At 64.1% G+C, this 12,609-nt stretch carries 14 protein-coding genes; 3 read left to right on the top strand and 11 right to left on the bottom strand.

All coding sequences use genetic code 11. The annotated features are described in order from the left end of the window. On the top strand, positions 1-1,728 hold a 1,728-nt coding region (locus Q8N40_RS17400; RefSeq protein ID WP_305712682.1), incomplete at its 5' end, for a D-alanyl-D-alanine carboxypeptidase. A 247-nt stretch (positions 1,729-1,975) separates the two neighbouring features. Here the strand turns inward: Q8N40_RS17400 and Q8N40_RS17395 are convergent. The 4 genes from Q8N40_RS17395 to Q8N40_RS17380 form a co-directional block, all read right to left on the bottom strand. Beyond that, entirely contained in the window at positions 1,976-2,704 is a 729-nt protein-coding gene (locus Q8N40_RS17395) for a DnaJ domain-containing protein (RefSeq protein ID WP_305321505.1), read from the bottom strand. 75 nt (positions 2,705-2,779) lie between these two features. Beyond that, the gene (locus tag Q8N40_RS17390) at positions 2,780-3,541 is read right to left on the bottom strand and encodes a VWA domain-containing protein (RefSeq protein ID WP_305321506.1); all 762 of its coding nucleotides are present in this window, start codon (positions 3,539-3,541) and stop codon (positions 2,780-2,782) included. Positions 3,542-3,659: 118 nt separating this feature from the next. Continuing rightward, positions 3,660-4,547: an alpha/beta fold hydrolase gene (locus Q8N40_RS17385; RefSeq protein WP_305321507.1), complete on the bottom strand. Its 888-nt coding sequence runs from the start codon at positions 4,545-4,547 to the stop codon at positions 3,660-3,662. 340 nt (positions 4,548-4,887) lie between these two features. After that, a complete protein-coding gene (locus Q8N40_RS17380) occupies positions 4,888-5,811 on the bottom strand; it encodes a division plane positioning ATPase MipZ (protein WP_305321508.1) in 924 nt (307 codons plus the stop codon). Between the two features lie 279 nt (positions 5,812-6,090). Between Q8N40_RS17380 and panC the strand changes: the two genes are divergently transcribed. Further along, the gene (gene panC / locus Q8N40_RS17375) at positions 6,091-6,942 is read left to right on the top strand and encodes a pantoate--beta-alanine ligase (RefSeq protein ID WP_305712681.1); all 852 of its coding nucleotides are present in this window, start codon (positions 6,091-6,093) and stop codon (positions 6,940-6,942) included. A 129-nt stretch (positions 6,943-7,071) separates the two neighbouring features. Here the strand turns inward: panC and Q8N40_RS17370 are convergent, their stop codons facing one another. The 4 genes from Q8N40_RS17370 to Q8N40_RS17355 all read right to left on the bottom strand — a co-directional run bounded on the left by Q8N40_RS17370 (position 7,072) and on the right by Q8N40_RS17355 (position 9,801). Further along, positions 7,072-7,509, bottom strand: coding sequence for a DUF1489 family protein (locus Q8N40_RS17370; protein WP_305321510.1), 438 nt, complete (start codon positions 7,507-7,509; stop codon positions 7,072-7,074). A 39-nt stretch (positions 7,510-7,548) separates the two neighbouring features. Then, the gene (locus Q8N40_RS17365; RefSeq protein ID WP_305712680.1) at positions 7,549-8,517 is read right to left on the bottom strand and encodes a hypothetical protein; all 969 of its coding nucleotides are present in this window, start codon (positions 8,515-8,517) and stop codon (positions 7,549-7,551) included. Between the two features lie 155 nt (positions 8,518-8,672). Then, the gene (locus tag Q8N40_RS17360; RefSeq protein WP_305320521.1) at positions 8,673-8,876 is read right to left on the bottom strand and encodes a hypothetical protein; all 204 of its coding nucleotides are present in this window, start codon (positions 8,874-8,876) and stop codon (positions 8,673-8,675) included. A gap of 265 nt (positions 8,877-9,141) precedes the next feature. After that, a complete protein-coding gene (locus Q8N40_RS17355; protein WP_305712679.1) occupies positions 9,142-9,801 on the bottom strand; it encodes a glutathione S-transferase family protein in 660 nt (219 codons plus the stop codon). Positions 9,802-9,935: 134 nt separating this feature from the next. Here Q8N40_RS17355 and Q8N40_RS17350 point away from each other — a divergent pair, with 134 nt between their 5' ends. Then, positions 9,936-10,613: a DUF599 domain-containing protein gene (locus Q8N40_RS17350; RefSeq protein ID WP_305320519.1), complete on the top strand. Its 678-nt coding sequence runs from the start codon at positions 9,936-9,938 to the stop codon at positions 10,611-10,613. Here the strand turns inward: Q8N40_RS17350 and Q8N40_RS17345 are convergent. The 3 genes from Q8N40_RS17345 to Q8N40_RS17335 form a co-directional block, all read right to left on the bottom strand. After that, on the bottom strand, positions 10,610-11,350 hold the full coding sequence (locus Q8N40_RS17345) for a hypothetical protein (protein WP_305712678.1): 741 nt from the start codon (positions 11,348-11,350) through the stop codon (positions 10,610-10,612). The two genes, Q8N40_RS17350 and Q8N40_RS17345, sit on opposite strands and share 4 nt — an antisense overlap. 178 nt (positions 11,351-11,528) lie before the next feature. Beyond that, positions 11,529-12,347 carry an aldo/keto reductase gene (locus Q8N40_RS17340; RefSeq protein ID WP_305712677.1) on the bottom strand — a complete coding sequence of 273 codons (819 nt, stop codon included), beginning with the start codon at positions 12,345-12,347 and terminating at the stop codon, positions 11,529-11,531. Between the two features lie 106 nt (positions 12,348-12,453). After that, positions 12,454-12,609 (bottom strand): DNA-binding transcriptional regulator (locus Q8N40_RS17335; protein ID WP_305712683.1); only part of this gene is annotated, 156 nt, incomplete at its 5' end.

Genomic DNA, 12,609 nt, shown 5'->3' with positions numbered 1-12,609 from the left:
GCGCGCCAGCAGGCGGCGAAACCAAGCTATAGCCCGGCATTCTCCTCGATCATCGTCGACGCCAATTCCGGCGCGACGCTGACCGCCAACAGTCCCGACGCCATCCGTTATCCCGCCTCGCTCACCAAAATCATGACGCTCTATCTGCTGTTCGAGCGCCTCGAATCCGGCAAGCTGAAGCTCGATTCCGAGCTGGAAGTTTCCGAGTACGCCTCCGAGCAGGCGCCGACCAAGCTCGGCCTGCTCCCGGGCCAGACCATCAAGGTCGAAGACGCCATCAAGGGTCTGGTGACGCGCTCGGCCAACGACGCGTCCGTCGTGATCGCGGAAGCCATTTCCGGCGATGTAGAGGATTTCGCCAAGCTGATGACCCGCAAGGCGCGCGCGCTCGGCATGACCAAGACGGTATATCGCAACCCCAACGGCCTGCCCAACAGCGAGCAGGTCACCACCGCGCGCGATCAGGCGACGCTCGGCCGTGCGATCCAGGATCGGTTCCCGCGCTATTACCGCTACTTCGCGACATCGAGCTTCGTCTATCGCGGCCGTGCGATCCGCAATCACAACCGCCTGCTCGGTAACGTCGAGGGCGTCGATGGCATCAAGACCGGCTACACCCGCGCCTCCGGTTTCAACCTCGTGACCTCGATGCGCCGCGGCAACCGCCATCTGGTCGGCGTGGTGCTCGGAGGCCGCAGCGGCGGTTCGCGCGATGCCACCATGCGCAACCTGCTTGCGGAAAATCTCGCAAGCGGCGCCACCAAGCGCACCGTTGCCGCGATCACCGAGCGCGGCGTTTCGGAAGCCAATGCGGACGTCGCCGAAGCCGCAGCCGCTTCGCGGCCGACGCAGACGGTTCAGGCCCAGGGCGCCATTCAAGTCGCCTCCGCAGCACCGGAGCCGGCGCCGACGACGCGTTCGATCGCATCAAAGCCATCCGTGCCCGCCGCCGCCACCGCGGCAGTACCCCCGCCGCAGGCCAGGATCGCACCTGTGCCGCCGCAGGCCAGGACCGAGCCGGCCCCGCTGACATCAGGCGTCATTCAAACCCAGCAACTCGTCGCGATCCCTGGCTCGTCCGAACCGATGAAGCCGGTCCGGGTGAAGACGGTTCAGGTCAAGGCCGGGCAGATCAAGCTGGCCTCGGCCGGTCAGGACCAGCCGGCCACGCCGATCACCCACGCCATCGCGCCGCCGCGCGAAGTGCCGGAGACATCCGGCGCCGTGGTGGCCAAAGCTGAAGCCAACAAGGCTGAAAGCAACGTCGCCAAAACCCAAGCCCCCAAGAACCAGATCTTCCGAACCGAAATGCCGCCGCAGCCCGCCAATCATGGCACCGGCAACGGAATCCTCGGCGTATTGCCGGCCTCGGGCGCCCCGCCCGCCCCAGCCTCACAGGCCATGGCCTATGCGGAGCCGGCGCCCCGGGCACCGCCGCAGACGGTTCAGCAGAACGGCGCCATCAAGCCCGTTAGCGCCCACACCGGCTGGATCATTCAGGTCGGCGCGCTCGAAAGCGAAAGCGAAGCGCGGGCACGCATCGAGGCCGCGCGCGGCCAGGCCAAGGGCCTGCTTGCCAGGGCCGAGCCGTTCACCGAGCCGGTGGTCGCGAAGGGCGAGCGAAAGCTGTACCGGGCCCGCTTCGCCGGCCTCGACCGCGAGCAGGCCGAGGCGGTGTGCAAGACGCTGAAGCGTTCCGACATCTCCTGCATCACCGTCCGGAACTGACCCCCAGGGGCTTACGAGCGGTCACAACGTCGATTTGAAGTCACAATGCCGGCGCCACGCGCCGGCATTGTTGTATTTGAGCGGATCGCGGACAAATCCTTCCCCTGAAAACTTCTCGTCAAGAATTTGCAGTTAATACTGTGTGATGAAGGATCGACCACGCCGGGCAACGGCGGGCGGCCACGGGCGTTAAACAGAGAACAACGGAAGCAACTGCGGTTTGTAGCGTTTGGTGGCGTTGCCGGAGTTAGCTTAAATGCGCGCGAAGCAAAGTATCCTTGGCCTGGTTCACGCGGGCGGCGAGGTACGTAGACCCCCCCTGGTCGGGATGCAGTTTCTTCATGAGCGCGCGGTGCGCGCGCCCGATCTCGTCGCTGCTCGCCCCCGGCTGCAGGCCAAGGATCTGATAGGCCTCCTCGTCCGTCATTTTTCCGCTCGACGCCGCGCGGCTCTCCCCCCTTGCCGCGTCTCCCTGCGCGTCCTGACGCCAGGCGGGAAACCTGCGGTCCAGATAGCTTTCAAATAGCGCCACGCTTTCAGCGTCGAAGCCGGATAACATCGCCGTCAGTTGGGCCAGGTCGAATTCGCCGAGATCATGACCGGCGTAGGGCCCGGCGACGATCTGGCCCGAGAGTTCGCCGCTGTCGTGATCCAGCGTCATGTCGAGAAACTGCGAGCGGACCTTGGAGGTCTGTCCCGCGGAGCGCTTGGCGCCTGCGCCGAACATCCCGCCGATATTGCTGAAGCCCGATGTTCCGAACGGCGACCAGCCGAGCAGCCCCGCACCGAAGATGCCGAGCGGGATGGCCACCGCCAATTCCCCCCTGAGCCCGGTAAAGGCCGCGACCGCAAGCAGCACGACGCCGCCGCCCATCTTGATGACGCGGGCCAGAATGACGGGATTGGCCGCGCGAAACATCTGCAGCAGCGAATAAAGGACGATAACGGCGACGACGCCGGCGATCAGGGTTGCCATGATTTCAATATAGTGAGGTCAGGGACAAAAAGCATGCGGTCACCCGCCCTTCCCCTGGAAAGCGGAGAAGCGTGCTCACTTCATCTGGCCGAGCAATTTGGCGGCACCGCTACCGGTTTTCGACAGCCGCAGCAGCGCCTCGCGCCCGCCTGCGGCATAAGCCGCCGCCGCGCGCAACAGCTCGCGCAGCTGCGCCGCCGCACCCGGATCGAACCGGCACCATGCGCCGCCGGTCAGGCGCGCGATCTCGCGAAACCCGTGCTCGGCGACGTCGTCGTGCCCTTCCTGGAACATGAAGACCGGCACCTTGAGCAAGCCGAGCTCGCCGGCCTTGACGCACAGATCGTCGATCGCCTCTTCCATGGCGTCGCCGACGAATACCACCGCGCGCACACCCGCGGCCACCGCCTCCCGCCGCGCCTCCGACAGCACCTTGCCGATCTGGGTATTGCCGCCCCGGCAATCGATCTTGCCCATCAGCGTGGCCAGTTGCGTGCTGTCGGAGATCCATCCCGAGGCCCGGCATTCATTGAGGCCGCGATAATAGACGAGGCGGATGTCGAGACTGCCGAGGGCTGCCGCCTCGCGAAACATGTCGGCCTGCAGCGCACAGGCCATGTCCCAGGTCGGCTGCCGGCTCATGGTGGCGTCGAGCGCGAACACCATCCGGCCGCGGGCTCCAGCCGCATGCGGAGACATGGCGCGGGCTTTGGCGACGAAGGCGGCAATCTCGTCCGAAGCGGACGGCCGCGCTTCCGGCAGCGGTTTGCCGGACGCAGCCTTTTGCGATGTGGATACATCGCCTGCGGATCGGGGTTTGGTGGGCTCGCCTGACATCAGCACTCGCAAATTGCAGCGAGCCCTATGTGGGCCGGGATCGGCATGCGGTCAATGCCGCAGCCCGCCCGTTCGCGACCGGCGACGGCGGACTACGCCGTCTCTGTTCCGGCAACGATCAATTCGTCACGGCGCGCGGCGATTTTTGCGCCGGACTCAGTGCCGAGACCGAGCCCTTCGTCGAGCCTTTGTCGATGATCTTCGGCGCTTTGGTATCGACCGGCGCCAGCGCGCTATCGGTATCTTTCAGGAATTTGTCGAGCATGTTCTGGATCGAGGCCTTCGCCTGGTCCGGACCGGTATCGCGCATGTCGTTGTGCTGGAAGCCGGTATCCACGACCGTGATATCCGATTTCTCGCACTGATCGGCATCGGGAACCACGCCGGGGTCGGGCTTGAACTGGGCATCCTTCGACCGGAATGACAGGATCTTGAACTTGCCGTCGGTCATGAACGGCACGCGCAAATTGTCGAGCGTCACGACCTTCTTGATCTGCTCGGGGTACTCCTTGGCGAAATACATCGAGATATCGCCGCCCATCGAATGGCCGACCATGGTCAGCTTGTCGTAGTTTGCGTGCGGCTGAACCTTCTTCATCTCGTCGACCGCGAAATGGATGTTGGCGACGCCGCGCTCGATCTGCGGAAGGCGGCCGACATAGATTTCACCGGGCTTGGTTACCATCGGCGGATCGGTCGGCAAATCATGCTGAGGGCTGAGCGACAGGTAGCCGCGCGCCGCGAATACATTGGCGAGGAACGAATACTCGCTGTGCTTGACGGTGTTGCCGTGATTGAGAACCGCGACCGGCAGCGTGATCATCCCGGCATTGGCCTGCATCTCCTTGTCGCGTCGCACGGCGATCGCGACCGCGACCGGACGGTTGCCGCGCGCGGGATCGATGAACGTCACCGTCTCATGACGGATCGCCCATTTGCTTGCGGTGAAGTAACCGACCGCAACCAGAACACTCAGCGAAAGCAGAACGAGAATTCCACGTTTCATGTTCGTCCTCGGCGCACCCTCTAGGGCCGTATTCCATTGTTCGGGACTCTGCGTTCCCTTGTCCATGATATATGTCACGGCGAGTTGACAGGAAGACCAAAAGTTGTGAATTCGCCGCCTGTTCGTTGTGCGCTGCAACGTCTTTTTGTGCATCTGCACAGTCGGGAACCCACAGCGCGTTCTCACACTGTCGGACGTCGCAACTCAACGTCAGGTTCATTTCTACGGTAAAGGCTCAGTAAAAACGGACCAGGGGGCGTTAGGTTCCGCACAGGCAAACCTCCAGGCTGGGCCTGCGAATCAAGCCACTGAAGACACCGGTAACTGCCCACCACTGGGCTCAGGCACCGAGGATGTCGTGGACCTCGAGCGGCTTGTCGACCTGGGTGAACCATTCGGCCCGGTTGGCGGCGCGGCGGCGGCCGCGCTCGTCCAGCGGCAGCTTCAATTGCCGCAGCAGGCTCGTCACCTCCTCGCGAGCCGTCACATGGCCGAGACTGGGGCGGGTGCCGAGTGTCGCCTCGTCGAGGTCGTCGAGCGCGGTCAGCCCGCGCGGGAAGAACTCGCGGTACACCACGCGTTCGGCAAAGCCATCGATCGAGCGGAAGCCAAGCCGGAAGGACAACTCCTTGAGACCGTCGGCGACGAGTTGCTTGTTGCGCGATCCCAGCATCGATAGCCGGTTGCGAACGACGATCCAGTCGGTGGTGGCGCCGTCGAGCTGGCGGCGCTTGCGCCTGGTATCCCGCACCATCTCCGCATAATGGCTCTCGCCGGTCACGGAATAGGTGGCGGGGTCGACGGTCCCCAGCACGTCGAAGTCGAGGAAGCTGTCGTTGATCGGCGTGACCAGCGTGTCGGCCATCGAGTGCGCGAGGCGCATCAGGTAGCTGTCCGATCCCGGAGTATCGATCACGATGAAATCGAAGGTGCGCTCGACCGCGCTGACGGCGTCCATGAATTGCTGGAACTCGGACGTCTCATTGTCGGCGATCTGCATGGTCTCGCCGAGCTTGATGCAGCGATGCATCGGGATCTCGAGACCGAGCCCGGTGCGACGCGCCCATGCGCTGCGGTTCCCGATGTAGCGGGTGAAGCTTTGCTGGCGGCAATCCAGATCGATGGTGGCGACGCGCTGGCCGGCTTTCATCAGAGCGACAGCGATGTGCAGGGCGGTGGTGGATTTTCCCGATCCGCCCTTCTCGTTGCCCAGCACGACTACATGCGCCGAGCCCGACTGCCCCTGACTGGTCTGCACCAACATACTTCAGCCCCTGTGGATATCTTCAAATTCCGTGCGACCGCGGTCAAGTGAAATGCGTGATAACACCCCGAAATCGCTGGCGGCCTGCCTTAATCATGAATCGCATGCCGGGATCGATGGCGTCTGTGATCGAGCGCACGTTTGGTGGATAACTTTTGGGCAGCCCCACCTCATCCGGCGGCGAAGCGCTTGGCGACGAAGCCCCCGCCTTGATATGATCGGCCTCCCGCCGCCGCGTCGGAAGCTGCGGCCTCCCCGACCCCGACAGATCGAGCCCAGATGTCGCGAAGTCCCATGATCGTCCGCACGGTCCCTGCATTGCGACGCACCCTCGACGGCCTTCGTGCCAGAAAAGCCACCATCGCGCTGGTGCCGACCATGGGAGCGCTCCATGACGGCCATGTGTCGCTGGTCCGGCTGGCGAAACGGCGCGCCAGGAAGGTCATCGTCTCGATTTTCGTGAACCCCGCGCAATTCGCACCGACGGAGGATTTCGGATCGTACCCGCGTACCTGGAAGGCCGATGTCAGCAAGCTCGCCGCTGAAGATGTCGACCTGATCTGGAACCCGGACGTCAAGGTCATGTACCCCGAAGGCTTCGCCACCCGGATCGTGCCGGAGGGTCCGGCCATTGCGGGACTGGAAGACCGCTTCCGGCCGCATTTCTTCGGCGGCGTCGCCACGGTCGTCGGCAAATTGTTCACGCAAGTCAGGCCGGATTTCGCGATCTTTGGCGAAAAGGATTTCCAGCAGTTGCGGGTGGTGGCGCAAATGGCCGGCGATCTCGACCTCGGTGTCAAGGTGATGGGATCGCGGACGGTGCGGGAGCGCGACGGCCTCGCGATGTCCTCGCGCAACGTCTACCTCACGTCTGCGGAACGCCAGGTGGCGCCGGTGCTGTACCGTGCCATGAAGGAAAGCGCCCAGCGCCTGCGCGCCGGCGACGATGTCGAGACCGCGATGGCCGGCGGCGCCGAACTGATCGCGAACGCCGGTCTTGTGCTGGATTATTTCGAGGCCCGGCATGCCGAAACGCTGGCGCCGATCGCTGCGGCGAAGGATGGCCCGGTGCGCATTCTGGTGGCGGCCAGGCTCGGCAAGACCCGGCTGATCGATAACATCGGGGTTTAGGCGCCTGTCATCGACGGCCGAGCACCGGCGAGAAAGACCAGGTTTCCGGCTTGCGACGCGCAACTTCAAATGACGCCGATCGAGACGGTGAGTGGACGTTCTCCACAAACCGGGGGGCCCGAACTGAATTTAGAGCAGCCCGAGATCGCGCAACTCGCGGCGCAGCGGCTCCGGCATCGCGGCAACGCTGGCGGCGGCCTTGCCGAGATCGGGCGGCGCCGAATCCGGCGTGAAATAGCGCCAGCCCTGGAACGGCCGCATCGGTCGCGGCGACACCGCGATCACTTTCGGCTGCATCACCAGCCGGCATCGTCCGATGCCGTCCTTGTCGCGGAACGGTTCGATCGCGATGATTTTTTCCCGCGCCGCGATTTCGCCGCGGATCACCCAGTAGAGCGAGCCGCCCGCGACAATTTCGTCGCCACGTTTCGGCATCATCCGGGTGACGTGAATATGATGAAGCGGCAGGCCCTTTTTCCTGGCCGTCGCCATGCGCTCGGCGACCCAGCCCTTGAGTTCCCTAACGGATTCGCAGCCGACACAAAGCTTGATGAGATGAAGTGGCATGCCGTGACGTTTAGCGCCCGGCGACGGATTTTGGAAGCATCACTCGTCTTCGGCGGCGGGCGCAAGTTGAACCGGACCAGCGCGTGAGGACTTCGGTGCAGGCTGCTTCTTGGCCGCGGTTTGTGCTGCCGGTGGTGCGGGCGCGGTCGCCGTAGTCGTTGTGGTGGCTGCCGGACGCGGAGACGGCAGCGGTGCATTGGCCAGGGCCGGCGCGCGCGGCGCCGCCGGCGCCGCGGTGGTCCCCGGCTCGGGCGTCATGATATTGACCGGCGGGGTCGAGGCCGCCGATGGAAAATCGGCAGTGGTGGGCTTCCCGGTGGGCATCGTCGGCGCGAGCGCCGCCACCGGCGCGGCTGCCGCCATCGGCGCCGGTGCGTTCCATGACGCGGAGTAACGCATCACCAGGCCGTCATAGACTCGCTCATCCATGTTCGACACCAGTTGCTGGCGATTGGTCACCGACCGGAACGCGGCGCAATCCGACTGCGTGCAACGATCGCGCGCCAGCAGCACATAGGCCATCAAGCCATAGCGGTCGCGCTCGACGGCACGGCGCAGCGCCTGCAACTCGGGTGTCAGCTTGGCGGACGCGGCGTCGCCGAAACTCGTCAGCCGCGTGATTTGAGCCGATGCATAGGACAGCGCCGCGGCGGTGGCTTCGGCGGAACCGAACAACGCCTTCTCGCAAGCCGTCAGCACGGCTTCGCCGGCCAGATCGTCGATGCAGGACAAGGCCGGGAGTGCGGCGTTGACGGCCGACGAGGACCTGGTTTCGCCGGATGCATCGCGGCTGTCCGGACCGAACCCGCGAAGCGTCGCTGCGCCAGTGACGCCGATCGCCAGCGCCGTGATGACGGCCAGCATGGCGTTGGCGACCGATTTCTCGGCGCGCAACACCATGATGAGCACGATGATCCCGAAGAATCCGGCTGTGGCCATTGTCAGCCACATCGGAAAGGCCGGCGAGTGCCAGAATTGCTCCAGCGACGAAGCCCAGTCCCAGTTCATGCGAGGTGTCCCTCAACGCAGCAGCAGTCGCACACAGCGAAAGCTGAATGCTGATCCTGACGCATTCAACTTGCGCAGACTATTTCCGCGAACGGGGCGTTTTGACGGCGAGCGGAGCAGAACTGCCGAACCCGGCCGCGACGCACGAGAATTGCTCAGGAGAGGTCGAGCTGGCTTTCCTTGGCCACCCGTTCGAAAGCCTCCGTCGAACTCTTGATCCGATACTGGCAGTCATCGCCATCGGTCGGCAGCAGCCGGATCACCTCATAGGTGCCACTGGCGGCCGGACGGGCAACGTTGCTGGCAGTAAAATAGACAGTCTCTCCAACGGTGAATTTGTGCTTCAACGCCCTCTCCATCACGCAAAACGTCGGCCAAGCCCACGGTCCCTCTGGCTTCGGCCTACTGAAATCCCTGTGGTAAGATAGCACAGGGCTGGCCGAATTGGCGAGTCGCGTCAGCGCATGGCAAACGCGCACATTTTGCAGGTTTTTCAGAAGGATAGTTGTCATTTTGCCGGTACCTGAATAACATCACCGATTGCCATTTGGAACCGGCGATGGGGCCTTTCCACGCACGGAACGTGTCATCCCGACGGGCCCCGCCGGTTCGTAATTCCCCGCCTCACATCGTCTCGAACTTCTCGATCACACGGGTTTCGGCGAGGCCGGCGCGGGTCCATTCCGCGAAGGCGGGCAATGCCATCATCGTCTCCATGTAGCTCGCCGCCTGCGGCGCCACAGCGATCGCATAGGTGCGAAACCGGTGCACGACAGGTGCAAACATGGCATCCGCGGCGCAGAATGCGCCGAACAGGAACGGGCCCGACGTTCCCCAGCGTTCGCGGCATTCGGTCCAGATGTCCTCAATGCGCGCGACATCGGCGCGGGCGTCGGCCGACAGCTCGATGGCGCCGACCGGACGATGCAGGTTCATGCCGCATTCGTTGCGCAGCGCCATGAAGCCGGAATGCATCTCCGCCGAAATCGAGCGCGCATGCGCGCGGCGCGCGCGATCTTCCGGCCACAGCCCGGCTTCCGGAAACTGCTCGGCCAGATATTCGATGATGGCCAGCGAATCCCAGATCGTGATGTCGCCGTCGATCAGGGCCGGTACCTTGCCCGCACGCGAGAAACTCAGGATCCGGTTCTTGTCGGCGGCATTGTCGGTATAGAGCGGAATGAAAATCTCTTCGAAAGGGATATTGCTGGCACGCAGCGCCAGCCACGGCCGCATCGACCATGACGAATAGTTCTTGTTGCCGATTACCAGTTTCAAGGCCATTTCGAAGCAATCCTGTTGTTGGCCGCTCACCTTGCCATTGCGCTCGGCGACGGTTCAACCGGCCGATCCGCCATCGCGCCGGTTGCCGCGATGGATCATGCGTGGCAGCCTTCTTTGGCCCCAGAGGATGAAACATGGCTGCATATTGGGTCGACATTCTGGCGATCGGCTTCTTCGTCCTGGAATGGACGGTGTATGCCATCACCCTGGAGCATACCGCCTACGGGCGCGACAGCCTGTCGGCGCGCATGAACGTCTACCGCGAGGTCTGGGTCCGGCGCATGCTCGACCGCGAGGCCCGCATGGTCGACATGCAGATCATGGGCGCGCTGCAGAACGGCACGGCATTTTTCGCCTCCACCAGCCTGATCGCGGTCGGCGGCGCGCTGGCGCTGCTGCGGGCGACCAACGAGGCGCTGGCCGTACTGGGAGCCCTGCCGATCGACCTCACGCCGTCCCCGGCGCTGTGGGAAATCAAATGCGTCGGGCTGATCCTGATTTTCGTCTACGCATTCTTCAAATTCGCCTGGTCGTACCGGCTGTTCAACTACGTCTCGATTCTGCTCGGTGCGATGCCGCCGGTCGAGCAACGCGACACCCCGGAAGCGGAAGTCCATGTGATCCGCACCACGAGACTGTTCGAAGCCGCGGGCCGGCATTTCAACCGCGGCCAGCGCGCGTTCTTCTTTGCGCTCGGCTATCTCGGCTGGTTCGTCAGCCCCTGGGTGCTGTTCGTCACCACGGCAGCGGTGGTGATCGTCACCTGGCGCCGGCAGTTCGCCTCCAACGCCTGGCGGGCGATGGGGAGCTAGCTAGCCCCGAAATCCTGCGGCGTGAAGCCGAGATCGAGCACTTTCCATTCGCCGTACCGGTCCGACGGCAACATCGCGTAAGGCTGACAGCCCTGCAGCGCGCCGATCGCTGCCTGCATCAGGGCCGGCCCTTTTGGCGACGCGCTGGCCTCGATCAGAACGGGCTCCGCCGCGAGCCTGGCCTCGATCGTCATGAAAACCCGCAACTTGATCTTGAGCCTGTCCGACGGCTTGATCGATGGCGGCAGTTTTAGACATGTCCTGAGATGCCGCCGGAATTCCGCGACGAGGCTGGACGCGATGTCCGCCTGCGTCGATGCGGGAGCATCGAAGGGCTCGCCGGCCCGCTCGCCTGATCCCGCCGGCGGCAGATCCGGAGACAGATTCGGCGGCAGTCCGAGCATCACATTGTACTTGATGGACAGATCAGGCTGGGGGGCAGCATAGGCAGGCGGCGGCGGGTTTGACGGCGGCTGCGCTGCCGCCTTCTGGGCGGCGGGCGCTGGCGGTGACGGGGGCGCCGCCTTTTGTGCTGCCGCCTGCGGTGTGGAGGCTGGCGCCGCGGCTGACGAGATCAAAGGGGCGGACTGCGTGAGAAGGTCGAAGGCAGGCTTGGTCTCGGGCGCCGGGACGGGCTCCGGTTTCTTCTCCGCGAGTTCTTCCGATGTCACGATATCGACCGCGACCGGATCGGCGGTCGCCGAACCGAACGGATTCACCTCGCTGAACAACAGCACCAGTGTCAGGACCGACAGATGAGCAATCGCTGATGCTGCAATACCTGAGCGTATGGCTTGAGCTGGTTCCACCTGACTGGATCAACCTGTCGATTAGCCCAAGGCATTATAGCGCGCGCCTGTTCCCCCGCAAAACTGACCGCTCTTCCCGGGGGAATATCGGTCCGGCGCAATCGCTTCAATCCCATTTCGGCGCGAAAGCGTAATCGGTCAGCCGGCCCTTGGCATTGGCCATCGCGGAAATTTGGCCCATTTCGTCATCGGATAGCACGAAGTCGAAGATCTCGATATTTTCCGACAGCCGCTCGATTCTCGAGGTTCGCGGGATCGCGGCGACATTCTGCTGCACCAGCCAGCGCAGGCAAATCTGCGCGGCGGTCTTGCCATGCGCCTGCCCGATCCTGGTCAGGGTCTCGTCGCCCCTGATGCGGCCCTTCGCGACCGGACTATAGGCGACGACGGCCATGCCGTGACGCGCGCAGGCGTCCTTCACCTTGGCCTGATCGAGATAAGGATGGTATTCGACCTGATCGCATACTAGCGGCTCCGGGCAAGCGGCGACGGCCTCGTCGATCAGGGCGACGGTGAAGTTCGAGACGCCGATATGCCTGGCCAGGCCGAGTTTCTTGACATGCGCCAGCGCGCCCATCGTCTCCGACAGCGGCACCTGCGGATTGGGCCAGTGCAGCAGCAACAGGTCGACTTCGAACAGCCGCAGCTTGGTCAGGCTTTCCCGGGTAGACCGTTCCAGATCGTTCGGCGCGAAATGCGTGGTCCAGACCTTGGTGGTCACGAACACATCCTCGCGCCGGACCCGCGACGCGCGCAGGCCCTCGCCGACCTCACGCTCGTTCTCATAGACCTGCGCGGTGTCGATATGGCGATAGCCGAGCCGGAGCGCCTGCTCGACCAGGCGCGCGCAGGTTCGCCCCCGCAGTTCCCAGGTGCCTAGCCCGATCGCGGGGATGCTGGCGCCGTTGGCTTCGATTAAATGCATCGCGCTTACTCAAGCCGATCAAAGCCCATTATGTTCCTTGGCGAGCGCGCTGCCAACATCGCCGTGGCAGGTTCCGGTTCGGATCGGCGCTCGAACCAGATCTCGATTAGACCTTGGCGAGGGCGGCAAACACGGTGTCCGGCGCGTGGGCGATGACGGCGAGAAGCGCCCTCGCCGGTCCGCGCGGCATCCGTTTGCCCTGCTCCCAATTTCGGATGGTCTCGACCGGCACCCCTAACCGGGCGGCGAATTCAAGCTGCGT

The organism is Bradyrhizobium sp., assembly GCF_030693485.1.
Taxonomy (GTDB): domain Bacteria; phylum Pseudomonadota; class Alphaproteobacteria; order Rhizobiales; family Xanthobacteraceae; genus Bradyrhizobium.
Note: the sequence above shows the minus strand (reverse complement) of the source record. Positions and strands in the feature narration are given on the sequence as shown.